Annotated in this window: 20 protein-coding genes; 9 read left to right on the forward strand and 11 right to left on the reverse strand. The window is 67.9% G+C overall.

Translation table 11 applies throughout. The features are described 5' to 3' along the window. Nucleotides 1-289: 289 nt before the first annotated feature. A complete protein-coding gene (gene nhaA, locus DSD19_RS01290; protein ID WP_113668266.1) occupies nt 290-1,477 on the reverse strand; it encodes a Na+/H+ antiporter NhaA in 1,188 nt (395 codons plus the stop codon). Between the two features lie 116 nt (nt 1,478-1,593). Here nhaA and DSD19_RS01295 point away from each other — a divergent pair, with 116 nt between their 5' ends. From DSD19_RS01295 to DSD19_RS01310, 4 genes are all read left to right on the forward strand, one after another. Then, nucleotides 1,594-2,211: a VOC family protein gene (locus DSD19_RS01295; RefSeq protein WP_113668267.1), complete on the forward strand. Its 618-nt coding sequence runs from the start codon at nt 1,594-1,596 to the stop codon at nt 2,209-2,211. A gap of 104 nt (nt 2,212-2,315) precedes the next feature. Further along, entirely contained in the window at nt 2,316-2,999 is a 684-nt protein-coding gene (locus tag DSD19_RS01300) for a molecular chaperone DjiA (RefSeq protein WP_113668268.1), read from the forward strand. Next, nucleotides 2,996-4,027 (forward strand): endonuclease/exonuclease/phosphatase family protein, encoded by a 1,032-nt coding sequence (locus DSD19_RS01305; protein ID WP_113668269.1) that lies wholly within the window; start codon nt 2,996-2,998, stop codon nt 4,025-4,027. The genes DSD19_RS01300 and DSD19_RS01305 overlap by 4 nt, the downstream gene beginning before the upstream one ends. A gap of 64 nt (nt 4,028-4,091) precedes the next feature. Continuing rightward, nucleotides 4,092-4,475 (forward strand): AAA+ family ATPase, encoded by a 384-nt coding sequence (locus tag DSD19_RS01310; RefSeq protein ID WP_113668270.1) that lies wholly within the window; start codon nt 4,092-4,094, stop codon nt 4,473-4,475. A gap of 97 nt (nt 4,476-4,572) precedes the next feature. On the opposite strand, the gene DSD19_RS01315 is transcribed toward DSD19_RS01310, so the two are convergent. The 6 genes from DSD19_RS01315 to DSD19_RS01340 form a co-directional block, all read right to left on the reverse strand. Beyond that, the gene (locus DSD19_RS01315; RefSeq protein WP_075786167.1) at nt 4,573-5,001 is read right to left on the reverse strand and encodes a GFA family protein; all 429 of its coding nucleotides are present in this window, start codon (nt 4,999-5,001) and stop codon (nt 4,573-4,575) included. A gap of 204 nt (nt 5,002-5,205) precedes the next feature. Further along, entirely contained in the window at nt 5,206-5,709 is a 504-nt protein-coding gene (locus DSD19_RS01320) for a DUF6653 family protein (RefSeq protein ID WP_243627603.1), read from the reverse strand. A gap of 33 nt (nt 5,710-5,742) precedes the next feature. After that, the gene (locus DSD19_RS01325; RefSeq protein WP_075786165.1) at nt 5,743-7,290 is read right to left on the reverse strand and encodes a Ppx/GppA family phosphatase; all 1,548 of its coding nucleotides are present in this window, start codon (nt 7,288-7,290) and stop codon (nt 5,743-5,745) included. A gap of 55 nt (nt 7,291-7,345) precedes the next feature. Further along, the gene (locus DSD19_RS01330) at nt 7,346-9,514 is read right to left on the reverse strand and encodes an RNA degradosome polyphosphate kinase (protein WP_113668271.1); all 2,169 of its coding nucleotides are present in this window, start codon (nt 9,512-9,514) and stop codon (nt 7,346-7,348) included. Between the two features lie 40 nt (nt 9,515-9,554). Further along, entirely contained in the window at nt 9,555-10,241 is a 687-nt protein-coding gene (locus DSD19_RS01335) for a DnaA ATPase domain-containing protein (protein WP_075786163.1), read from the reverse strand. A 1-nt stretch (nt 10,242) separates the two neighbouring features. After that, on the reverse strand, nt 10,243-11,340 hold the full coding sequence (locus tag DSD19_RS01340) for an AI-2E family transporter (RefSeq protein WP_075786162.1): 1,098 nt from the start codon (nt 11,338-11,340) through the stop codon (nt 10,243-10,245). 130 nt (nt 11,341-11,470) lie between these two features. Here DSD19_RS01340 and proS point away from each other — a divergent pair, with 130 nt between their 5' ends. Continuing rightward, the gene (proS, locus tag DSD19_RS01345; protein WP_113668272.1) at nt 11,471-12,862 is read left to right on the forward strand and encodes a proline--tRNA ligase; all 1,392 of its coding nucleotides are present in this window, start codon (nt 11,471-11,473) and stop codon (nt 12,860-12,862) included. 361 nt (nt 12,863-13,223) lie between these two features. Here the strand turns inward: proS and DSD19_RS01350 are convergent, their stop codons facing one another. Beyond that, entirely contained in the window at nt 13,224-13,532 is a 309-nt protein-coding gene (locus tag DSD19_RS01350) for a hypothetical protein (RefSeq protein WP_113668273.1), read from the reverse strand. A gap of 379 nt (nt 13,533-13,911) precedes the next feature. Here DSD19_RS01350 and DSD19_RS01355 point away from each other — a divergent pair, with 379 nt between their 5' ends. Continuing rightward, the gene (locus DSD19_RS01355; RefSeq protein WP_075786159.1) at nt 13,912-15,192 is read left to right on the forward strand and encodes a lipoprotein-releasing ABC transporter permease subunit; all 1,281 of its coding nucleotides are present in this window, start codon (nt 13,912-13,914) and stop codon (nt 15,190-15,192) included. Further along, entirely contained in the window at nt 15,185-15,862 is a 678-nt protein-coding gene (locus tag DSD19_RS01360; RefSeq protein WP_113668274.1) for an ABC transporter ATP-binding protein, read from the forward strand. The genes DSD19_RS01355 and DSD19_RS01360 overlap by 8 nt, the downstream gene beginning before the upstream one ends. 10 nt (nt 15,863-15,872) lie before the next feature. Here DSD19_RS01360 and DSD19_RS01365 read toward each other — a convergent pair whose 3' ends face one another. Further along, nucleotides 15,873-16,826, reverse strand: a complete 954-nt coding sequence (locus DSD19_RS01365; protein ID WP_113668275.1) for a hypothetical protein — start codon at nt 16,824-16,826, stop codon at nt 15,873-15,875. A gap of 175 nt (nt 16,827-17,001) precedes the next feature. Here DSD19_RS01365 and dinB point away from each other — a divergent pair, with 175 nt between their 5' ends. Continuing rightward, nucleotides 17,002-18,213: a DNA polymerase IV gene (dinB, locus tag DSD19_RS01370; RefSeq protein ID WP_113668276.1), complete on the forward strand. Its 1,212-nt coding sequence runs from the start codon at nt 17,002-17,004 to the stop codon at nt 18,211-18,213. Nucleotides 18,214-18,567: 354 nt separating this feature from the next. Here dinB and DSD19_RS01375 read toward each other — a convergent pair whose 3' ends face one another. Together DSD19_RS01375 and parE are read right to left on the reverse strand one after the other, a co-directional pair. Next, nucleotides 18,568-20,250, reverse strand: a complete 1,683-nt coding sequence (locus DSD19_RS01375; protein ID WP_113668277.1) for a class I SAM-dependent methyltransferase — start codon at nt 20,248-20,250, stop codon at nt 18,568-18,570. 81 nt (nt 20,251-20,331) lie between these two features. Next, nucleotides 20,332-22,290: a DNA topoisomerase IV subunit B gene (parE, locus tag DSD19_RS01380; RefSeq protein ID WP_075786154.1), complete on the reverse strand. Its 1,959-nt coding sequence runs from the start codon at nt 22,288-22,290 to the stop codon at nt 20,332-20,334. A gap of 258 nt (nt 22,291-22,548) precedes the next feature. Between parE and ppk2 the strand changes: the two genes are divergently transcribed. Then, nucleotides 22,549-23,565, forward strand: coding sequence for a polyphosphate kinase 2 (gene ppk2 / locus DSD19_RS01385; RefSeq protein WP_113668278.1), 1,017 nt, complete (start codon nt 22,549-22,551; stop codon nt 23,563-23,565). Nucleotides 23,566-23,574 lie beyond the last annotated feature (9 nt).

Raw genomic sequence — 23,574 nt, forward strand, 5'->3', positions numbered from 1 at the left:
GCAGGGATCGGATGTGTCCTGTCGTGCGATCTGTGAGTGTCGTTTTCGCGATGCCGCGTCGTCGCTCGGAGCCCCCAGACCGGGTGGCTGGCTGAGGAAAATGTGCGCCGGAATCTGTTTCCCGGATTCACGGTATGTGCATGTGTTGTTCTGGAAAACTCAGGCGGTTAGAGCGCTGAGGTCGCGCGACCTTCCGGTGATTTAGGGTCTGGCGTCGGAAGGGACGGCTTGCCGTCTGGCCGATCGGTCCGCAGTCGCCCACGGACGGGCGACTGCGGACCGGGGACGGTCATCGGGCCGTGGCGACCTGCTTTGCCCCGGCAGGGCTCGCGATCAGGCGCAAGGCTGCATAGCCCAGAACCGCCGAGATCGCCGAGCCGCACAGCACGCCCAGACGGACGTCGTTCATCAGGGCCGGATCGCCAAAGCTGAGCGAGCCGATGAAAAGCGACATCGTGAAGCCGATCCCGGCGAGGCAGGAGAGCCCGTAGATATGGACCCAGCCGACGCCCTCGGGCAGACGGGCGAGCCCGGACTTGACCATGGCGAAGGTCACCGCGAAGACGCCCAGCTGCTTGCCGATCACCAGCCCCAGCGCCACGCCCAGCGGCAGCGGCTGCAGCAGGTCCGACGGCGAGATGCCGGTCAGCACCACGCCCGCATTCCCGAAGGCGAAGATCGGCAGGATCAGGTACAGCACATAGGGCGACAGCGCATGTTCCAGCGCGTGCAGGGGCGATTTCCCCCATTTGTCGGTCAGCGGGATGCAGAAGGCCGTCACCACGCCCGCGATGGTCGCATGCACCCCCGATTTCAGCACGAAGAACCACATGATCGTGCCCAGCAGGATCATCGGCGCGATCCGGTGCGCGCCCCGGAGGTTCAGCCAGATCAGCCCGGCCAGCGGGATCAGCGCCAGGAACAGGTAGTCGACTTTCAGATCGGCTGTGTAGAACAGCGCGATGATGACGATGGCGCCCAGATCGTCGAGGATGGCCAGCGTCAGCAGGAACACCTTCAGCGCCGCCGGGACCCGGTCGCCCAGAAGCGCCAGCACCCCCAGCGCGAAGGCGATGTCGGTCGCGGCCGGAATGGCCCAGCCTGACAGGGTTTCGGGGCTGCCCCAGTTGAAGGCCGCGAAGATCAGCGCGGGCACCACCATGCCGCCGACCGCTGCCATCCCCGGCAAGACCACGTCGGCGGGTTTCTTCAGCTTGCCCTCGCGCATCTCGCGCTTGAGCTCCAGACCGATCAGGAAGAAAAAGACCGCCATCAGCCCGTCATTGATCCACAGGATCAGGGGTTTTTCCAACCCCTCGCCATTCAAGAGCACCGAGAAGGTCGCGCCGAGCGCGCTGTCATAGGCGGGTTGCAGCGAGGAATTGGCGACGATGAGCGCGGCCAGCGCCGCAAGCATGAGCAGAATACCACCAGAGGCTTCGTGGCCGAAAAACTTGTCGAGCGCGCGGAGCAGCATTGAACTTCCCGATTTTTACTGGATTGTCTGTCTGCCAGATGGGGTTCTGGCCTTGAGAAGTCAATTGCGGGTGGGGCGATCCGGCCCCGAAACCGCCGCAAAACGCGGGACATGCGATGCTCGAACTCGATCATCTGGCCATTGCGGCGGCGACGCTGGACGAGGGCGTGGCCGCGGTCGAGGCCGCGCTTGGGGTGCGTCTGGCCGCGGGCGGGCGGCATGAGGCGATGGGCACCCATAACCGGCTGCTGCGGCTGAGCCCCGCGCTTTATCTCGAGGTGATTGCCATCGACCCCGAAGCGCCGCCGCCCGGCCGGGCGCGCTGGTTCGGGCTCGACCGGTTCGAGGGGCGGCCGCGCCCCGCCGCCTGGGTGGCGCGCACGTCTGACCTTGGGGCCGCGCTTGCGCGGGCGCCTGCCGGGTCGGGGCGGCCCATGGCCTTCGCGCGCGGCGATCTACGCTGGCGGATGGCGGTACCCGAAGACGGAGAACTGTCCTTCGGCGGGCTCTTCCCTGCGCTGATCGAATGGCAGGGCGATCTGCATCCGGTGGCGATGCTGCCCGATACCGGGTGCCGTCTGGTGGGGCTTGAACTGTACCACCCGCGCGCAGACGACCTGTGCCACGCCCTCGAAGGCCTGCTGGACGATCCGCTGGTGGCGGTGCATCCGGGGCCGGAACCGGCGCTTCGGGCGCTGATCGACACGCCCCATGGGCGCCGGATTCTCGAATGATGGCGAATATTTGCCGAAAACCGGCGGGGCTTGCCGCTGCGACACCGTCAGGGCGGCCGAATGCCCGACCTGACTCTGCCGCGCTGGCGGGCTAAGCTCTGCGCATGTCGCTCTGGTCCCGCATCGCCGACGCTTTGTCCGCCCTTGCCAAGGGCGAAGGCCTTGCGGCCGTGTTCGACCGGCTGCGCACCGCCCCCGAACGCACCGTAGCTTTCACCATCGCGGTGATCGCGCTGGGCGCCAAGATGGCCAAGGCCGATGGCCGGGTCACCCGCGACGAGGTGGCGGCCTTCCGCGAGGTCTTCACCATCCCGCCGGGGGAAGAGGCCAATGCGGCCCGGGTCTTCGATCTGGCCCGGCAGGACGTGGCGGGCTTCGAGGATTACGCCCGCCGTATCCGCCGCATGTTCCGCGAGACCGAGGCGCCGCTTTGCGACCTGATGGAGGGGCTTTTCTTCATCGCGCTGGCCGATGGCGACTATCACCCCGACGAGGATGCCTTCCTTGCCCGGGTGGCCGAGATCTTCGGGCTGACAGACCGCCAGTTCCGCACGCTCCGTGCCCGCTTCGTGCCCGACGCGGTGCCCGATCCCTATGCGGTGCTGGGGGTCGACCCCGAGGACGATCTGGATGCCATCCGCAAGGTCTGGCGCGCCGAGGTCCGCGAGACCCATCCCGACCGGATGCAGGCGCGCGGCGTGCCCGAAGAGGCGATCAAGCTGGCCGAACGGCGGCTGGTGGCGGTCAATCAGGCCTGGGAGGCCATCGTCGCGGAACGCGCGGCGTGAGGATCGCCACCTACAATGTCGAATGGTTCAACGCGCTTTTCGACGATGCGGGCGCGCTTCTGGACGATGACGGCCCATCGGGGCGGCACGGGCTGACGCGGCATGCCCAGATCGAGGCGCTGGGGATCGTCTTTACCGCGCTCGACGCCGATGCGGTGATGGTGATCGAGGCACCCGACCAGAATGGGCGGCGCGGCACGGTGCGGGCGCTGGAAGGTTTCGCGCAGGCCTTCGCCCTCAGGGCCCGGCGCGCGGTGATCGGGTTCGCGAACGACACCCAGCAGGAAATCGCGCTGCTTTACGACCCCGACCGGCTGGAGGCGCGGCACGACCCGCAGGGGCTGCCCACCGGCCGCAAGGGGGCGCGCGAGGCGCCGCGCTTCGACGGGGTGTTTCGCTGGGACGTCGATGTCGATGCCGCGCCGGACCTCATCCGGTTTTCCAAGCCGCCGCTGGAACTGGCGGTCGAAACCGCCTCGGGCGCGTCGCTTCGGATGATCGGGGTGCATGCCAAGTCGAAGGCGCCGCACGGGGCGCGCAGCCCCGAAGAGGTGATCCGCATCTCGATCGAGAACCGCCGCAAGCAACTGGCCCAGTGCATCTGGCTTCGTCAGCGGGTCGAGACGCATCTTGAGGCGGGCGAACCACTGATCGTTCTGGGCGATCTCAATGACGGGCCGGGGCTCGACGAATACGAAAAGCTCTTTGGCCGCTCGGGGCTCGAGATCGTGCTGGGGCAGGACGGGCCGCCCGACCGGCGGCTTTACGACCCCCATGCGCGCGCGGCGTTGCAGGGGCTTCTGGCGGCGCAACCGGCCTCGGCGCGGTTCTATGTGCCGACGACCGGGCGCTATCTGTCGGCGCTGCTCGACTATGTACTGGTCTCGGCCGATCTGCGCGCGCGCGCCCCCGTCTGGCGGATCTGGCATCCCTTCGACGACCCCGAGCTTTACCGGGTGCCCGAGCTGCGCGAGGCGCTGTTGACCGCCTCGGACCATTTCCCGGTCAGCCTCGACATCGCGCTGTGACGCGCCCGCGACCCGATGTGCGCAGCCGGTTCATTTTCCGCCGCGCGGCGCCTATACTGGGGCCATGACTCGTCTGGCCGCCCATGCCCCGCTGATCGCCCTTCTGCTGGCCCTGTCGCTTGCGGCACCGCCTGTCGCGGCCCAGGACGGCGCGCCGCTCGACGGCACGGGCGGGGCCAACGATCCGGGCGATCTGGATAAGGGGCTCGATCTTCTGGGCGAGGGGATGCGCAAGCTCTTCAAGGGGCTCGGCGACGAGATCCAGCCCCGGATGAGGGACTTCGCCGAGGCGGCCGAACCGGTGCTGTCGCGGTTGATGGACCTGATCGACGATCTCGACGCCTATCAGATGCCCGAGCGTCTGCCGAATGGCGATATCATCATCCGCCGCAAGCCCGGCGCGCCGCCGCTGGCAGATCCCGATCACGCCGACGACATCGAGATCTGACGCCACGCTCTGACGCCTCGGCCGAAGGGAAGACGGCCGAGGTCGGGAAGGGCGCCGGAACCCGGGCGTCCCGGCGCCCCCGCCGGCCCGCCGCCCGTCAGGACGGCTGGGGCCAGACGAAATCGGGGCGGAGCCCCTCATAGACCGGCCGCCCGTCATCGGGTTTCGGCACCCCGGTCGCGGCGTCGTAGAAGGCGTGATAGGTCGCGGGCATCTCGGCGCTGGAGCCCATCAGGTTCGGCACCACGGCGCGGATGCGGCCCTGCTTGTCGTCCAGCATGATCGGCGTGCCGCATTCCTCGCAGATGCAGATTTCCAGCGGCCCGTCCGGGTTCCGGTCGTTGAAGGGCACCCGCTTCATCGGCCCGCCCTCGGCGGCAAGATCGCCATGCCTGAAGAACACCACATGGGTCGTGGGCTGGCCGGTCACCCGCTTGCAGACCGAACAGTGGCAGGTGTGGTTGTCGATCGGGTCGTGGTCGGCATGGGCATGCACATGGGCGCATCCGCCGTCATAGCTGGACATCGGGTCATCTCCTCCCTCGGGGTCCGATCCGGTCGGCGCACATGTAGCAAGGCCCGCGACATGCGCGAGGCTCTGGCGTCCGCAGCCCCCCGGCCGAACCGGTCCTCCATGCGGAAAGAGCTCTCCGCACATTCCGAGCCTAAGCCCGAGCGGCCGGTCCGGTCGATACCGACTTCCGTCTGTCCCGGTGGCAGGAGGGACGGCTCAGCCAGGCGGCAATCCGGGCGCGCCCGCATCGCGATGCACCCAGACCATCCGGTCGAGCAGCCAGAGCTTTGACAGCATCGCCACCGCGAGCCCGGCGGCCGTGGGCGCGGGTGCCAGCAGGGCAAGCCCGGCCAGAAGCAGACCAAGGCCCAGCGCCCCCGCCAGGCCGAGCGCGCGGACCACCGGGCGGTGATGCGCGAAGGCGGGGTCGGTTCCCTGCGTCAGCCAGATCCGCTCGCCTAGCACCCCCCGCGACATCCAGGACCCGGTCGAGGCGGGCGGCGGGAAGAGGCGGGGATTGGCCCAGGTCCAGACCAGCACCAGCGCCAGCGGTGCCAGTGCGCCCCAACCAAGCCAGATCCGGCTCCAGGCGGCAACACTCAGAAGCGGCAGAACCGACAGGCGCGACCAGCCGCTCCAGGGATTGGCATGGCGCGCCCAGGCGGCATCGTCCATAGCCATCAGCCGTGCCGAGGCGCGAAAGACAAGATCCCTGCCCATGCTTCCGGCCTCCTCTGGCCTGCGCCGCGCCGCTCAGTGGCGGCGGACGCGGACGCTGGTTTCGACCCCCAGCGCCTTCGCGAGCGAGGCGAACCGCGCCTCGGCCACCTCGCCGAACAGGGCCTCGGACCCGGCGGCGAGGATCAGTTCAAGTTGCTTCTTCTTGGGGTAATGACGCAGCTCGGCCAGGCTGTCGGGCGCCTGCAGCGAGAACATCGCACCGAAGCGCATCGCCTTGCCCAGCACCTCGGCCTGGCGGATCTGCTCGGGCTCGAGCAGCGCGAATAGCGGCTCGAACCGGCTGCCCGCGCGGCTGTTCTTGTAGCGATGCAGCAGCGACACCCCCAGAAACACCCGCTCCCAATGTTCCAGCCCGCCCAGATTGGCCTGGGTCGCGGATTCGAAGCAGACCTCGTGGCGATAGTCGGGATGGGCGCGCCAGGCGGTGTCGTGCAACAGGCAGGCGGCGCGGATCAAACGGCGCTTTTCCGGACCGGCCGCGCCGAACAGCGGCAGGATGAAGTTGTAAAGCCGGTTGCCGAAGCCCGGAAGCCGCGCCGAGGTCTGTTCGGCAAAGCGGCAGGCCTCGATCAGCGGGTCGCGGGCGCGCAGATCTGCGGGCATCTGTTCGAAAAGCAGCCCCTCGCGGATGCCGTAGCTCGACACCGCGATCTCGCGCGGGCGCAGATGGGCGACAAGCTTCTTCAGCACCTGCGCCGCATAGGGCACCAGCGCCATGCGGTCGGGCGAGGTGCCGGTCCTTTGGCGCAACGCCTCGGTATCCGACGTGGCGATCCAGTCGATGGTTTCCGACAGCGAGCTTCGCGTCATCCGGTATTCGTGCAGCACCGTCAGCGGATAGCCGCGCCGTTCCATGTCGAGCCGGGCGATGGCGCGCCAGGACCCGCCGACGAGATAAAGCCGGGGCGGCGCGATCGGCATCGGCGCGGCCAGACGCTCGATCTCCTGCCCGATATAGCGGTCGAGCCCCTTCTTGCCGCCCGGCACGTCGCGCAACTTGAGCGGGCCCAGAGGCGAGGTGCCGCGCTGTCCGACGATGCCGCCCTTCAGCTCCGCCAGCTCCATCGAGGACCCGCCGATGTCGCAGACGATGCCCTCGGCGCCGGGCCAGCCCAGAAGCACCCCCTGGGCCGACAGCCGCGCCTCTTCGGTGCCGTCGATCACCCAGATCTTCAGCCCGGTGGCGCGTTCGATCTCGGCGCGGAATTCGGGGCCGTCCTCGGCGTCGCGCATGGCGGCGGTGGCGACCACGGTCAAGGGCGCGGCGCCCATCGCTTCGGACAGGATCTCGAAGCGTTTCAGCGCGGCCAGCGCCCGGCGCCGCCCCTCGGGCGACAGGCGGTTGGTTTCGCTCAGGCCCGCGCCAAGCGCGCACATGACCTTTTCGTTGAAGAAATAGGCGGGGCTGCGCGCCGCGCCGTCGAACACCACCATCCGGACCGAGTTCGACCCGATATCGACGACGCCGACGCGCGACAGCGCACGGGCCTCTGGCCCGCCGAACAGCGAGCGTCCGAAAGGATCCCATGCCTCGGGGCGATCCTCGGCCTGTCCGTCCATGAATTGCCTCTCCTCGGGACCGCAGGGGGACTCTGCCAAAACTGGCGAGGTGGGGTCAATCCTTGACCTTCGCCAGCTGCCGCACATCGGCCGCCCCGGCCGAGCCCCGCCCCGAGAGCGAGGCATTCTCCATGAAGAAGCGGTGGCAGTTGAAGGCATCGGGTCCCGCTTCGGCGCGCACGAAGCTGCCATCGGGCTGCATCACCCAGCTTTGCGCCTCGTCGGCGAAATTCGCGGTCATGATCTGGTCGGTGATCTGTGCCTTGACGGTGGGGTTGGTGCATTCGACCAGCGTCTCGACCCGGCGGTTGAGGTTGCGGCCCATCCAGTCGGCCGACGAGATATAGACCCGGGCGCGGTGCGAGGGCAGGCCATGCCCGTTGCCGAAGCAGACGATGCGCGAATGTTCGAGGAACCGGCCGATGATCGACTTGATCCGGATATTCTCGGACAGGCCCTTGATGCCGGGCCGAATGCCGCAGATGCCGCGCACCACAAGCTCGATCTTCACGCCCGCATTCGAGGCCGCGTAAAGCGCGTCGATCACGTCGGATTCGATCAGCGAGTTCATCTTGGCCCAGATATGCGCGGGCCGCCCGTTGCGGGCATGGTCCGATTCCTCGGCGATCCGCTGCATCAGCGTCGATTTCAGCGACAGCGGCGAGATCGACAGGTTCTCCAGATGGGCGGGCTCGGCATAGCCGCCGACATAGTTGAAGACCTTGGTCGCGTCGCGCCCCAGAGCCTCGTCGCAGGTGAACAGCGACAGGTCGGTATAGATCCGCGCGGTGATCGGGTGGTAGTTGCCGGTGCCGAAATGGGTATAGGTCACCAGCTGGTCGCCCTCGCGCCGGACGACCGTGCTGATCTTGGCATGGGTCTTGTAGTTGATGAAGCCATAGATCACATGCGCGCCCGCACGCTCCAGCCGACGCGACTGGCGGATGTTGGCGGCCTCGTCGAAGCGCGCCTTCAGCTCGACCAGCGCGCTGACCGACTTGCCGTCCTCGGCCGCCTCGCACAGCGCCTCGACGATGGGCGAGTTCTTCGAGGTCCGGTAAAGCGTCTGCTTGATCGCCACCACGTTGGGATCGCGCGCGGCCTGCTGCAGGAAGCGCACCACCATGTCGAAGGTCTCGTAGGGGTGGTGCAGCAGCATGTCCTTCTGCCGGATCGCGGCGAACATGTCGCCGTCATGGTCCTGGACCCGTTCCGGCACGCGCGGCGTGAAGGGCGGCCAGAGCAGGTCGGGCCGCTCGTCGATGACCAGTTCCTTCAGATCGGCGACGCCGATGATGCCGCGCACCTCGATAACTTCTTCCTCAGTGATGTGCAGCTCGCGCATGATGACCGAGCGCAGCTGTTCGGGCGCGCCCGCCGACAGCTTCATGCGCACCACCTCGCCGCGGCGGCGGCGTTTCAGCGCCACCTCGAATTCGCGCACCAGATCCTCGGCCTCGTCCTCGACCTCGAGGTCGCTGTCGCGCAGCACCCGGAAGGTGCAGCTTCCGACCTCGCGATAGCCCGGGAAGAGCGAGCCCAGATGCACCAGCAACAGCTCTTCCATCGGCAAGAAGCGCTGCTGGCCATCCTCGGCGGGCAGCCGCACGAAGCGCTGGATCTGGTGCGGGATCGGCAACAGCGCCTGAAGCGGATGGCCGTCGCGGTCGCGTTCAAGCTGGAGCGCCAGGCAGAAACCCGTGTTGGGGATGAAGGGGAAGGGATGCGCCGGGTCGATCGCGAGCGGCGAGAGCACCGGAAACACCTTCCGCAGGAAATAGTCTTCCAGATGCGCGCGGTCGGCCGCGGTCAGCCGCGAGCGGGTCAGGATGTGGATGCCCGCATCCTCCATCTCGCGCTTGAGCTTGTTCCAGGCGGTCTGTTGCGATTGCAGGAGCTTGCGCGCGTCGCGGTCGATCAGCACCAGCTGTTCGGCGGGCGTCAGCCCGTCGGCCGCGGGCACGATATTGCCCTTCTTGGCCAGCTCGCGCAGGCCCGCGACCCGGACGGTATAGAATTCGTCGAGGTTCGTCGCCGAAATCGAGACGAAGCGCACCCGTTCCAGCAGCGGCACCCGCGGGTTCGACGCCTCTTCAAGCACCCGCCAGTTGAACCCCAGCCAGGACAGTTCGCGGTTATAGAACCGCTTGGGGCCGATCCGTTGGGGTTCGGGGATCTCGACCGGTTCGGGGAACGGGGCAACGAGGAAATCGGCTTGGGTCATGGCGGGCTTATGAGCAATCACTGTGACGGATGCATGACAGTTAATCATCCCCTCCGGGGCCGTTGTCCAGCACCTCGCGGGCCAGGCGGGGGCCGGGCTTGCGGCGGCTGGCCAAGGCCTCGCGGTCGATGGCGGCAACGGTCTCGGCGGCGGCGGCGAAGGACCGTTCCATCCGGTCCACCAGATAGCCGATCAGGTCGGGGCTGACGGCGATCTGGCGGTCTGCGAACAGCTTGACCAGCACTGCGGCCAGCAGCGTGTCGTCGGGCGGCTCCAGATGGGCGGTGGCGGCGGCCTGCACCCGGCTGGCCAGATCGGGCAGGCACAGCCCCCAGTCGCGCGGCGCCCGGCGCGCGGTCATCAAGAGCGTGCCGCCCTCGGCCGCCAGAAGGTTGTGCAGATGAAAAAGCGCATCCTCGGCCTGTCTGCGGCCCGCGATCCGGTCGGCATCCTCGACCGCCACGGCCCCGGCGGCCGCCAGCGCGGGCAATTCGGCCTGCGGCAGGTCGCGGGCATGGATCACCTCGGCCGAGGCGAGATCGGCCCAGACATGCACCAGATGGGTCTTGCCCGAGGCCTCGGGGCCGATCAGCACCAGCTTGCGCGCGGGCCAGTCGCGCCAGGCGTCGATCTGCTGCACCGCCAGCGCATTGGGCGGGGCCACGAAGAAGGCGGCCCGGCCGCGGGCCGGACGCACCGGAAGCTCGAGGGCCAGTTGCCGTACCATCTCAGGCCGCGTCCTCGTCGCTGTCGGGGGCGGGCGCGTCGTCGCGCCCGGCCATGCCCCGGTAAAGTCGGCTGTCCATGTATTGGGCGATGAAGAATCGGGTCAGCACGCCCAGAGCCGCCGCCACCGGCACCGCGGCCAGCAGCCCGACGAAACCGAACAGCGATCCGAAGGCCGACAGCGCGAAGATCAGCCAGACCGGATGCAGCCCGACCGACCCGCCGACGAGCTTCGGCGTCAGGATATGGCCCTCGATCTGCTGGCCCGCGAAGAAGATGCCGCCCGCGATGGCGATCATCCACCACTCGCCCCAGAACTGGAACAGCGCGAGCCCCAGCGCCAGGACGCCGCCGACCACCGCGCCAACGTAAGGAATGAACGAGATCATCCCGGCGACGAAGCCCACGATCAGCCCGTAATTCAGCCCCAGCAGGCCCAGCGCCACCGCATAGAAGACGCCCAGGATCAGGCAGACCGTACCCTGGCCGCGGATGAAACCCGCGAGCGTCCGGTCGATCTCGCCCGCGAGACGGCGGATCACCGGCGCATGGTCGCGCGGCAGAAGCCGGTCGACCTCGGCCACCATCCGGTCCCAGTCCATCAGCAGGTAGAAGGTGATGACCGGCACCAGCACGACCAGCACCACCATGTCGACGATGCTGACGACCGAGGTCAGCACCCCGTTCAGAAGCTCGCCGCCCTTGGCCTGCACCGCCTCGCCGATGCCCGTCAGGGTCTTTCGGACGGTCGAGCCGTTATCCGCAAGCGACGGGAAGCGTTCGGTCAGGAAGGCATGCAGATGGCTGGCGAGATCGGGCGCGGCATTGACCAGCGCCACCGCCTGTTCGATCATCGAGGGCAACACCAGCAGTGCGCCCAGCACGAAGATCACCAGCGCGCAGAGCGTGATCGTGACCGTCGCGCCCACCCGCGAGAACCCCGCCCGTTCCAGCCGGTCGGCCACCGGGTCGAGGAAATAGGCAACCGCCATCCCCACCAGGAAAGGCATCATCACATCGCCCAGCAGCATCAGGATCAGCACGATCGCCGCAGCCGCGATGCCCCAGTATTTCGCCTGTGCCCGGACCGGCAAGCCCATCCGCCCTCTCCCGTATCGGTTGCAATCCGTCTTCGCCCAGACCGGCCTGCCTTGCAAGGGCGGCGCTTGTCTGGCCGTCCGCGATGACATAGGAGGGCAGGGACGTCAATTCACGAGGCCCGACCCGAAAATGCGCCTGTCCCGCTATTTCCTGCCCGTCCTGAAGGAGACCCCTTCCGAAGCCCAGATCGCAAGCCACCGGCTGATGCTGAGGGCGGGAATGATCAAGCAGGCCTCGGCCGGGATCTATTCCTGGCTGCCGCTGGGCTTCAAGGTGCTCAAGAAGCTCGAGGCCATCGTGCACGAAGAACAGATCCGCGCGGGTCATATCCCGATGCTGATGCCGACGCTGCAATCGGCCGATCTGTGGCGCGAGAGCGGGCGCTATGACGCCTACGGCCCCGAGATGCTGCGGATCCGCGACCGTCACGACCGCGACATGCTGTACGGCCCCACCAACGAAGAGATGATCACCGACATCTTCCGGTCGCATGTGGGCAGCTACAAGGACCTGCCGCTGACGCTGTACCACATCCAGTGGAAATTCCGCGACGAGGTCCGCCCGCGCTTCGGCGTGATGCGGGGCCGCGAATTCTACATGAAGGACGGCTACAACTTCGATATCGACTATGACAGCGCGATCCATGCCTATAACCGGCACATGGTCAGCTATCTGCGCACCTATGAACGGATGGGGCTGAAGGCGATCCCGATGCGCGCCGACAGCGGACCGATCGGCGGCGACGACACCCATGAATTCCTGGTGCTGGCCGATACCGGCGAATCCGAGGTCTTCTATGACAGTGCAATCCTCGATCTGACCTTCGGCGACCGGAACGTGAACTACGACGACCGCGCCGAATGCGCGCAGATCGTCAAGGAATGGACGACGCCCTACGCCCGCACCGACGAAACCCATGACGCGGCGCTTTACGAGGCGATCCCCGAGGCGCGGCGGCGCAGCTCGCGCGGGATCGAGGTCGGCCAGATCTTCTATTTCGGCACCAAGTATTCCGAACCGATGGGGGCCACCGTCGTCAACGACAAGGGCGAACGGGTGCCGGTTCACATGGGCAGCCACGGCATCGGCGTCTCGCGCCTGGTCGGCGCGCTGATCGAGGCCAACCATGACGACCGGGGCATCATCTGGCCCGAGGGCGTGACGCCCTTCCATTGCGGCATCGTCAATCTCAAGCAGGGCGATGCCGAGGCCGATGGCGCCTGCAAGGGGATCTACAAGGCGCTGTCCGACAAGGGGCTCGAGCCGCTTTACGACGACCGCGAGGAACGCGCCGGCGCCAAGTTCGCGACCATGGACCTGATCGGCCTGCCCTGGCGGATCACCGTGGGCCCGCGCGGGCTGAAGACCGGCGTGGTCGAGCTGACCTCGCGCCGCACCGGCGATAGCGAAGAGATGAGCCCCGAAGCCGCCGTGGCGAAGATCGCCGAGATCTACGCGCCCCACCGGACCGGGTCGCACTGGGAGCCGATGGCGAAATCGAGCTTCCACACCTGGCTCTGAACGGCGGAGGCGGAGGTCCGGGTTCGGGGGCAGCGCCCGGATCGTCGAAATGAAAGCCGGCGCGTGTAACGGGCGTGCCGGTTTTATTTGTGCCCGGCGGGACCGGGACGCGCGGATCGGCGCTCCGCCTGGCTGGTCGATGCGCGAGGGGGCCGATGGCTTGCGGGATCGAGGCGGAAATCGGCCTCAAAAGCCCGTCGAAGCCGGAGTTTGGTCGGGATATCCCTCTCGGTTCACGATTGCTCCCCCGGTCCGATAGTGCGGCCCGCCAGAGCCTTGAGGCCGGGGCCTGTTCAGGCGGGGGCCAATTTTCGTACATTAGAAACAACAGATTGCCGTTGGGCTGGACGCGGAAGCCGGATCAGCGCAGGGCGAACCCCGCGATCAGCCGTTTTTGTGCCTCGCGAGCGCCAACGATCTTGCCGTTCTCGCGATAGTTGATAAGTCCGAGACGCCCGGGATGCGGCAGCCTCCGGATCCCGATCCGGTCCGGCAGGTTCAGATACCGCGCGCTTGTCCAGGCCTGCCGCCCGAGAAGCAGCACCAGATCCACGCCCGCCTCCAGAATGAGCCGACGGTTATAAGCGGCGCCCTCCTTCAGCAGCCGCGCGGGCCGACTGGCCGGGCCATCGTACCAGGGAATGGCGTTCATCGGCAGATAGGCGGACAAGGGAATGCCGTTGGCCTCCAGAGCCTGGCCTGCAAAGGGTCGCGCTCGGATCGCCGTTCAGAACCCCGATTTCGCCGGTCTTCTGGGCGTTGCAGCCCGATCCGGGAAGGGTGCCCGGGTCTTGCAGGATGGCGCCCAGCCGGTAGGGGCCAGAATGATAGGGCGCGATCCTCGGGATCACGCGCGGCGCGTCGGAGAGGGCCGTCGTCATCGGCAGGCGGGCCTTTTCTGCGACAGGGACAAGAGCGTCCCTGGCCCGAGAGGGCCCGCCATGGCCCGCGCCCGTCAAGCCTTCACGAACGCGCGGGCGTTCCGGCGCGGCCTTGACCCCGATCCGCAAATCCTGCTCTTTGCGCCCGGAACGCCGACCGGAGAGCCCATGACCGCCGCCCCCTTCGCCCGCTTCGAATGGATGATCGCCTGGCGCTATCTGCGCGCCCGCAAGGCCGAGGGCGGGGTCAGCACCATGACCTGGATCAGCCTGCTGGGCATCACGCTTGCCGTGTTTGCGCTTATCGCGACGCTCGCCGTGCGCTCGGGCTTTCGCGAGGAATTCGTCGACACCATCCTCGGCGCCAATGCCCATGTCACGGTCTATGCCGCAAGCGAGGTGAACGCCGCCGGCGTGCGGACCCGCACCATCCCCGATTACGAACCCATCGCCGAAAGGCTGCGGACGGTGCCCGGCGTGACCCGGGTGGCCCCGCTGATCAAGGGGCAGGTGATGGCGGCCGCGCCCGGCGGCACAGCGGGCGTCGAGGTCTTCGGCATCGCGCCCGCCGATCTGGCCACGATCCCGCGCATCGCCCATCCCGAGGCGCATGCGGGCACGCTCGACCGCTTCGGCGAGGGCATCGCCATCGGTTCTGGTGTCGCGCGCGAGCTGGGGGTCGGCATCGGCGACCGGGTCCGGCTGATTTCGCCCGACGGGGTCAAGACGCCCTTCGGCACCTCGCCCCGGGTCAACGCCTACGAGGTCACCTACATCTTCACCGCCGGGCGCTACGACATCGACCGCACCCGGGTCTACATGCCCTTCGCCGAGGCCCAGAGCTACTTCAACCGCGAGAGCGTCGCCGACGAGTTCGAGGTGATGGTCGAGGACCCCGAACATGTCGACGACCTGACCTCGGCGCTTTTGCGCGCGGCGGGCGACCGGGCGCTGATCTGGAGCTGGCGCGATGCCTCGGGGTCCTTCCTGCGTGCGCTCGATGTCGAGGACAACGTGATGTTCATCATCCTCTCGATCCTCGTGCTGATCGCGACCATGAACATCGTCTCGGGGCTGATCATGCTGGTCAAGAACAAGGGCCGCGACATCGGCATCCTGCGGACCATGGGGCTGTCCGAGGGCTCGATCCTCAGGGTATTCTTCATCTGCGGTGCGTCGGTCGGACTGGCGGGGACGCTGTTCGGGGTGATCCTCGGCTGTCTTTTCGCGATCTATATCGACCCGATCTTCTCCTTGGTGAACTACGTGTCGGGCGGGGGCGTCTGGGACCCGTCGATCCGGGGCATCTACAACCTGCCCGCCAAGCTGGAACTGCAGGACGTGCTGTCGGCGGTCCTGCTGTCGCTGGGCCTGTCCTTCGTCATCACGATCTTCCCGGCCCGCCGCGCGGCCCGGATGAACCCGGTCGAGGCCCTGCGGTATGAGTGATCCTGTCCTGAGCCTCGATGCGGTCGAGAAATGCTATAATCGCGGCCTTCCCGGCGAGGTCTCGGTGCTGCGGGGCGCCTCGCTGTCGGTGGCGCCGGGCGAGGTCGTGGCCCTGGTCGCGCCCTCGGGGGCGGGCAAGTCGACGCTTCTGCATATCGCGGGGCTGCTCGACACGCCCGACAGCGGCGCGGTGCGGATCGCGGGGGCCGACATGACCGGGCAAAGCGACCGCCGCCGCACCGCCGCACGCCGGGCCGATATCGGCTTCGTCTATCAGTTTCACCACCTGCTGCCGGAATTCACCGCGCTGGAGAACATCCTGCTGCCGCAGATGGCGGCGGGTACGCCCCGCGCGGCGGCCGAGGCGCGGGCGATGGACCTTCTGACCCGGGTCGGCATCGCGCCCCGTGCCGGGCACCGCCCGGCCGCGCTGTCGGGGGGCGAACAACAGCGCGTGGCCTTCTGCCGGGCGCTGGCCAACCGTCCGCGGCTGCTGCTGGCCGACGAGCCCACCGGCAATCTCGATCCCGGCACTTCCGATACCGTCTTCGGGGCGCTGATGGAGCTGGTGCGCGAGACCGGACTGGCCGCGCTGATCGCGACCCATAACCTCGATCTGGCCGCGCGGATGGACCGGACCCTGCATCTGGAGGCCGGACGGCTGGTCTGAAGGGGCTGGCTCAAAGGGTCGGGGGACCGATTCCGCCGAGGAAATGCCCGATGGCGTCGCAGAGCGCTGCGGTTTCTGGCAAGTCCGGCGGACAGAGCGCGAAGGCCCCGGCCAGTTCGACCCCGATGAAGAAGGGCAGGTGCCGCGCCCGTTCGCCCGCCGGAATCGCCGCGATCGGCGCCAGCAACGCATCGAGATCGGCGCCATGGATACCAAAGCGGATATCTCCGGTCTCGGCGCGCGGGTGACCGATGCGCAGCGCCACCAGAAACCGCGCGGTGTCGCGAACCAGCTGCATCCGGCCCGGGTCGCCCGATGCCAGCCCATAGACCGCGCCGTCGCGCAGAAGCAGGTTGCGCGGCCGAAAGCCGCCGCTCCAGCGGGCCTGGGTGATCGGCCGGCCCGCGACGGTCGTCAGAAGCGCCTCGAGCCGGTTCGACAACTCGTCCGCCAGACGCCGGTCGGTCGGCTGGGCCCGCTTGGCGGCCAGTTCCGCGCCGCGCCGCCGCGGCCAGTAACGTCCGCCAAGGGAAAGCCGCCGTCGTTCGGTCGAGACCAGATGGGCCAGCCAGCCACCGGCGCGCCCGATCATCTCGTCGCGCTCGGGCCCGGCCAGCGCCTGGCTCATCGGACGGCCCTCGGTCAGGCGCTGCACCGGAAGCCCCTCGCCGGGCCAGGCCGCGACCCGCGGCGGCACCCGGACCGGGTCATGTCCCATATGAAGCGCCAGACGCTGCAGGTCGCGGTGGAACGCGCGGGTGCGCTCGGGTCCCTTCGGGCCGCGCAGCAGGGGCAGTTCGGCCGGGTGGCCGTCTTGGCGGCCGACAAAGACAGCCTTGCGCGCATCGGTCCCGGTCACCCGCTCGATGGCGAAGCGGGCGATGCCGGGGCGGCGCGCCTGGGTTTCCTGCACCTCGTGCGGTGCATGCAGAAGGCATTCGAGCTCGAATGTACTTCGCGCCATGCGGGACTCTTCGCGCCAAAGTGATGTTTCGTCAATGATCGGGCGCGCGGCAGCGCGAGACCCGGACCCGGGTCGCGTTGAGCCCGGAGGACCGAGGCGGTATGCTTGGCCGCGATCCGGCGGGGGTCTGACCCGCAAGACGCAGAACTGGCGCGCAATCCGGGAGAGCGGGGCGATGGAGGTCGGCCATGGCGACGATCCGGCAACCGGGACCGATCCCGAGACCGATCCCGGGGGCGCCCCAGCGGCGGCAGCGGACCAGCGGCGCATCATCCATGTCGACATGGACGCCTTCTTTGCCTCGGTCGAACAGCGCGACCGGCCCGAGCTGCGCGGCCGCCCGGTCGCGGTCGGGCATGGCCGGGCGCGGGGGGTGGTGGCGGCGGCCAGCTACGAGGCACGGGCCTTCGGTGTGCGGTCGGCCATGCCCTCGGTCACGGCTCTGCGGAAATGCCCCGAGCTGATTTTCGTGCCGCCCCGCTTCGAGGTCTACAAGGCGGTCTCGGCCCAGATCCACGCCATCTTCGCCGCCCATACCGATCTGGTCGAGCCGCTGTCGCTGGACGAGGCCTATCTCGACGTGACCGGGGCCTGTGCCGCCGGGCGCCCCGCCACCGGGATCGCCGAGGAGATCCGGGCCGAGATCCGCGCGGCGACCGGGCTGACCGCCTCGGCCGGGGTCAGCTACAACAAGTTCCTCGCCAAGCTCGCCTCGGACCAGAACAAGCCCGACGGGCTGACCGTCATCCCGCCCCACCGCGCCCAGGCCTTCGTGGCGGCGTTGCCGGTCGGGCGGTTTCACGGCGTGGGTCCGGTGACCGAACAGAAGATGCACCGTCTCGGCATCCGCACCGGCGCCGATCTTCGGGCCCGGAGCTTCGCGTTCCTGCAGGCCCATTTCGGGTCTTCGGCCGTGCATTATCACGCCATCTCGCGGGGGATCGACACGCGCCCGGTGCGGCCCGACCGGCGGCGCAAGTCGATCGGTGCCGAGACGACGCTGTCGGAGGATCTGCGCGAGTTCGGGGCGGCGGTCGAGGTGCTGCGCCGTCTGGCTGGGAAGGTTGCGCGGCCCGCCGCCGAAAAGCGGCTGTCCGGTCGGACGGTGACCGTGAAGGTCCGTTTCACCGATTTCGAGCAGCTCACCCGGCGCCGCACCCTGCCGCGGCCGCTGGCCGGGGCCGAAGAGATTCTGGCGGTGGCCGAGAGCCTGCTGGAGGACCTCCATCCGTTCCGCCGTCCGGTCCGGCTGCTGGGTGTGACGCTTTCGGGTTTCGAGCCGCCAGCGGGCGAGACCGGGCAGCAGCTCGATCTGTTCGATGCGGCAGAGGTGCCGCCGCAAGGGAACGGCCGCGCCGGGCGTCTCACAGGGGCGCCTTCGTCCTGAGAGCGGTGCCCTTTATGCGGCCGGTTCGCCAGTCTGGAATGACCGCGAGGGCGGCCTGCGCCATTCTGTGTCGGGACCACACCCCTTTGGGCCCGGCCGAGGGGACAGACCCCCGGAGGGGCGACGCACCCCGGCGACGGGTGCGTCCGGCGGGTGCGGCCGGGGGGCCAGACCGCACTGCCGGGCTGGGTCCGGGCAGACCGGCCTTGTCCGGTTCGCCTCCTTTCCGAGGCACGCCGGACAAGGCGCGCGCGTGTCGCCCCGTTGGACCCGGGGCGACGCCTTTCCTTCCGCAGGACAAGCTTTTCTGTCCCGCGTTTGCCGCAGCCGGGCACACGGCCCGCCTGGGCCCGCCTAGGCCGGGCTGACGGCAGAGGGCGCAGCCTTGCGGCACGAAAGCCGGTACATGCCCCGAAAGGTCTCGGGGTGGCGGTCCTCGAACCGGCCCCAGGCCGCGAGATCGGTGCCGGTGGGATCGTCGGGCGTCTCGGCGCGATAGCGCTGCATGATATCCGCGTCGAGCCCGGAAAAGCCCAGGAATTCCAGGCCGTTCCGATCCAGCATCTCGGCCAGTTCAGAGGTGGTGTAATCGCGTTCCTGCACGTGAAAGATCAGGTCGCGCAGTTCCGAAGTCGCGTAAAAGTCGCGAAAGCTGCAAAGCTCGGGCGCTTCGGCATAAAGCCGGTCGAGGAAGAAATCTCGCCGGAAGGCCCGCATGCCTTCAAGATCGGGACGATAGCCGACCGTGGCGATGCGGCTGCGCATCGCGATCACGGCCCGGCGGGCGAGGCGGCTGTAAAGACCCAGGCGCAGGAACCCGCCAGGACGGAGCGCCTTGACCAGAACCGCAAGGCCGGCCTCGGGGTCGCGCATGTGGTGCAGCACGCCCATCGCCTCGATCAGGTCGAAGGCGTCTTCGAGCCCGTCGAGCTTGAGGATGTCGGCATGGGCAAAGCCCAGATTCTCGACGCCGCGAACCCGCGCCTCGCGCGAGGCATAGGCCAGGCTTGCCCGGCTGAGGTCGATGGCCAGCACCGTCGCGCCAGTCAGGCTCAGGGCCAGCGAGATGGGATGCTGGCCGGTCCCGCAGCCCGCCACCAGCACCCGGGCCTGCGCGGGGGCAGAGGCGGTCAGGGCGGGAGCGAGCGCAAGCTCTCTGCTCAGATAGGTCTTGAAATCGACCGGTGTGCGGCGGCCCAGGTGGCGCCAGCGCGGATAGGGATTTTCCTCGTATTGCGCCTGGACGGCGGCCGAGGTGGCATCCTCGATCGCGGTCAACGTCTCGATCCGGGGGATCAGGGCCTCTTCCTGCAGCCGGTCGAAGACCAGCAGCCGCAGCGTCGGGTCGAGCCTCTCGAGCCCCTGCGCCGCCTGCAGCGCGACCCAGGCGCGCAGCGCGGGGATGCGGTCGAGCGGCCGGTAGGCGCCCAGCACGAAAAGCGGCAGCGCCGGAACGTCCGCGCCTTGGGCAATGGCAGTCTCGACCTGGCGCTGGACCGTTTCAAGCGCCTTGGTTTCGGCCTCGGCCTCGAGCCAGATGTATTCGCAGGTGAAGCTGTGCCGCGCCAGCGCCTCGGCCAGCGCGATCTGTTGGGCCGACACCGCACGGCCGTCCCGCGCGGCCTCAAGCAGGTCGCGGCGGAACGCGATCAGGAAGGGTTCCAGCGCGAGGCTGACGTTGAGCCGGTGATAGAGATGGGCGATGGTCAGGTTCAGAAGACCCGGCGGCACGTCGACTTTTCCGTCGGCCTTGTCTGCGGCCGCCATGAAACGCCCGGCCAGATAGGCCGAAGCGAAGCTCTGGATGGTCAGATTGCAGACCGAGGGCTCGGCCAGAGCCCGGGCCAGCGCGGCCTCGAACCGGGCGGACCGGGCGCGTTCCATGTCCGCCTTGGCCAGCGTCGCGACGAAGGCGCGCAGCGCGGCCGGGTCGGACGGTGCGCGGTCGAGTGCCGCAAGCGCCGCCGATACGCTTCCGCGCGGCGGTTTCGCCCCAACCCGGGCGCGACTTGGGATGGGTCTGGTATGGATCGACATGGGCGGTTTCTGTCCTTTGACGATATCGCCGCCAGATGACCACCGTGCGGTTAAAACCGCGTGTATTCCGGCCCGCCCGGGCTAGACATCGACCTCGTCGACGAAACGGGCATTTTCCTGGATATACTGAAAGCGCAGCTCGGGTTTCTTTCCCATCAGCCGTTCGACCAGATCGGCGGTCTCGCCCGGTTCGTCCTCGTCGATCGAGACCCGGATCAGCTTGCGCGAGGCCGGGTCCATGGTGGTTTCCTTCAGGTCCTTGGCATCCATCTCGCCCAGGCCCTTGAACCGGCTGACGTCGATCTTGCCCTTGCCGCCCAACCCCTTGGCCAGCCACATCTCTTTCTCGGCCTCGTCCAGCGCGTAGATCCGTTTCGGCCCCTGGGTCAGGCGGAACAGCGGCGGGCAGGCGAGGTACAGGTGCCCCTGGTCGATCAGCGGGCGCATCTGGGTGAAGAAGAAGGTCATCAGCAGCGAGGCGATATGGGCGCCGTCGACATCGGCATCGGTCATGATGATGACCTTGTCATAGCGCAGATCGTCGATGTTGAAGCGCGTCCCCAGCCCGGTCCCCAGTGCCTGGGTCAGGTCGTTGATCTCGGCGTTGGAGCCCAGCTTGGACGAGGCCGCCCCCAGCACGTTCAGGATCTTGCCGCGCAAGGGCAGCAGCGCCTGGGTCTTGCGGTCGCGCGCCATCTTGGCCGACCCGCCCGCCGAGTCGCCCTCGACGATGAACAACTCGGTGCCGTCGCGGCTGGTGGCCGAACAGTCGACCAGCTTTCCGGGCAGGCGCAGCCGCTTGGTGGCCGATTTGCGCTGGGTTTCCTTCTCGGCCCGGCGGCGCAGCCGTTCCTCGGCCCGCAGCACGAGGAAATCGAGGATCGCCCCCGCGGCCTTGGTGTCCGAGGCCAGCCAGTTGTCGAAATGGTCGCGCACCGCACCCTCGACCATGCGCTGGGCCTCGGTGGTGGCAAGGCGATCCTTGGTCTGGCCGACGAATTCGGGCTCGCGGATGAAGGTCGACACGATCGCGCAGCCGCCCGTCATCAGGTCGTCGCGGGTGATCTGGGCGGCCTTGCGGTTGTTGGCCAGTTCGCCATAGGCCCGCAGCCCCTTCAGGATCGCCGACCAGAAGCCGGCCTCATGGGTGCCGCCCTCGGGCGTGGGGATGGTGTTGCAATAGGACTGGATGAAACCGTCGCGCGAGGGCGTCCAGTTGACCGCCCATTCGACCGAGCCGGGCTGGCCGAACTTTTCCTGAAAGCCGACCTTGCCGGAGAACGGGCGGTCGGCATAGGTCGAGGCGCCTTCCAGCGTCTCGGTCAGGTAGTCCGACAGCCCGCCGGGGAAGTGAAACACCGCCTCCATCGGCGTGTCGCCGTCTGGAATGGCCGACTTCCAGCGGATCTCGACGCCCGAAAAGAGATAGGCCTTGGATCGGACCATCTTCAGCATCCGCGCCGGGCGGAACCGGTGATGGCCGAAGATCTGTTCGTCGGCATGGAAGGTCACGGTGGTGCCGCGCCGGTTCGCGGTGGCGCCCAGCTTCTCGACCGGGCCAAGCGGCACCCCGCGCGAGAAATCCTGCGCGAACAGTTCGCGGTTGCGCGCCACCTCGACCCGAAGCCGATCCGACAGCGCGTTGACGACCGACACACCCACGCCATGCAGCCCGCCCGAGGTCTCGTAGGCCTTGCCCGAGAACTTGCCGCCCGCATGCAGCGTGCAGAGGATCACCTCGAGCGCCGACTTGCCGGGGAATTTCGGATGCGGATCGACCGGGATGCCGCGGCCGTTGTCGCGGATCGTCACCGAATGATCGACATGCAGCTCGACCTCGATCCGGGTGGCATGGCCCGCGACCGCCTCGTCCATGGCATTGTCCAGCACCTCGGCCACCAGATGGTGCAACGCCCGCTCGTCCGTGCCGCCGATATACATGCCGGGGCGCTTGCGGACGGGCTCAAGCCCCTCCAGCACCTCGATCGAGGAGGCATCATAGGTGTCCCGGCTGGCGCCGGAGAGCAGATCGTCAGGCATTCTTCGCTCTATCTTGTGGATGTGCGACAGCATCATCGCAGGTTTGGGGGGCGGGGGAAAGGGTGGCCTCTCCTTGCCGTGCTGCCCCGAAAGACAGCAAGTCTCACGCGACAAACCGGCTCGAAACAAAGCACCTTCCTCGATTTCGGGCCATTTATCGTGCGGGGTCAGGGTTTTGTAACCGTTTTTTGACTTTCTCAAACCGGAGCCCACCGTTTCGGGTTAGGCTTATTCCAGTTCCCCGGGAAGGAGTCGTGCATGGATCAGCTCACCCCGCCGGCGGCGCAGACATCTGCGGCGTTGCCCAAGACGGAGGAGAACGAGACGGGTCAGGCGCCCCTGCCGACCGTCGCAGAGCCTGCCGCCCCGGCGTCGGTCCCGCGCAAATCCACTCCGAAGGCCGCGCCGCCGGTGGCCACGGCGGCCAATATCGCGCATGCCTTCGAATCCGGCGAATATCCCTATCGCACGAAGATGTCGCGCCGCAGCTACGAGGCGCAGAAGGCCAAGCTGCAGGCCGAACTGCTGAAGGTCCAGCTCTGGGCGCAGGAGACCGGCCAGAAATTCGTGATCCTGTTCGAGGGCCGCGACGCTGCCGGCAAGGGCGGCACGATCAAGCGGTTCATGGAACATCTCAACCCGCGGACCGCCCGGGTCGTGGCGCTGAACAAGCCGACCGAGGAAGAAAAGGGCCAGTGGTTCTTTCAGCGCTATGTGCGCGAGTTGCCGACCGCGGGCGAAATGGTGTTCTACGACCGCTCCTGGTACAACCGGGCGGGGGTCGAGCGGGTGATGGGGTTCTGCACCCCGAACGACTATCTCGAATTCATGCGCCAGACCCCCGAACTTGAACGCATGCTGGTGCGCTCGGGGGTGCGGCTGTTCAAATACTGGTTCTCGGTGACCCAGGAAGAACAGCGGCGACGCTTCAAGTCGCGCGAGACCGATCCGCTGAAGCGCTGGAAACTGTCGCCCATCGACAAGGCCAGCCTCGACAAGTGGGACGACTATACCGAGGCCAAGGAGGCGATGTTCTTCTATACCGACACCGCCGACGCCCCCTGGACGATCATCAAGTCGAACGACAAGAAGCGCGCCCGGCTGAACTGCATGCGCCATTTCCTGCACGGGCTCGACTATCCGGGCAAGAACCCCAGGGTCGCCCATGCCCCCGACCCGCTGATCGTCGGCCGGGCCGAACATGTGATCCACAAGGCCGAGCATATCCTCGGCACTTCGCTGCATCCCGACCTGCGCAAGGGGCGCGAGGACTGATCCTGCCCG

The organism is Rhodovulum sp. BSW8 (assembly GCF_003314725.1).
Classification (GTDB): Bacteria; Pseudomonadota; Alphaproteobacteria; order Rhodobacterales; family Rhodobacteraceae; genus Rhodovulum; species Rhodovulum visakhapatnamense.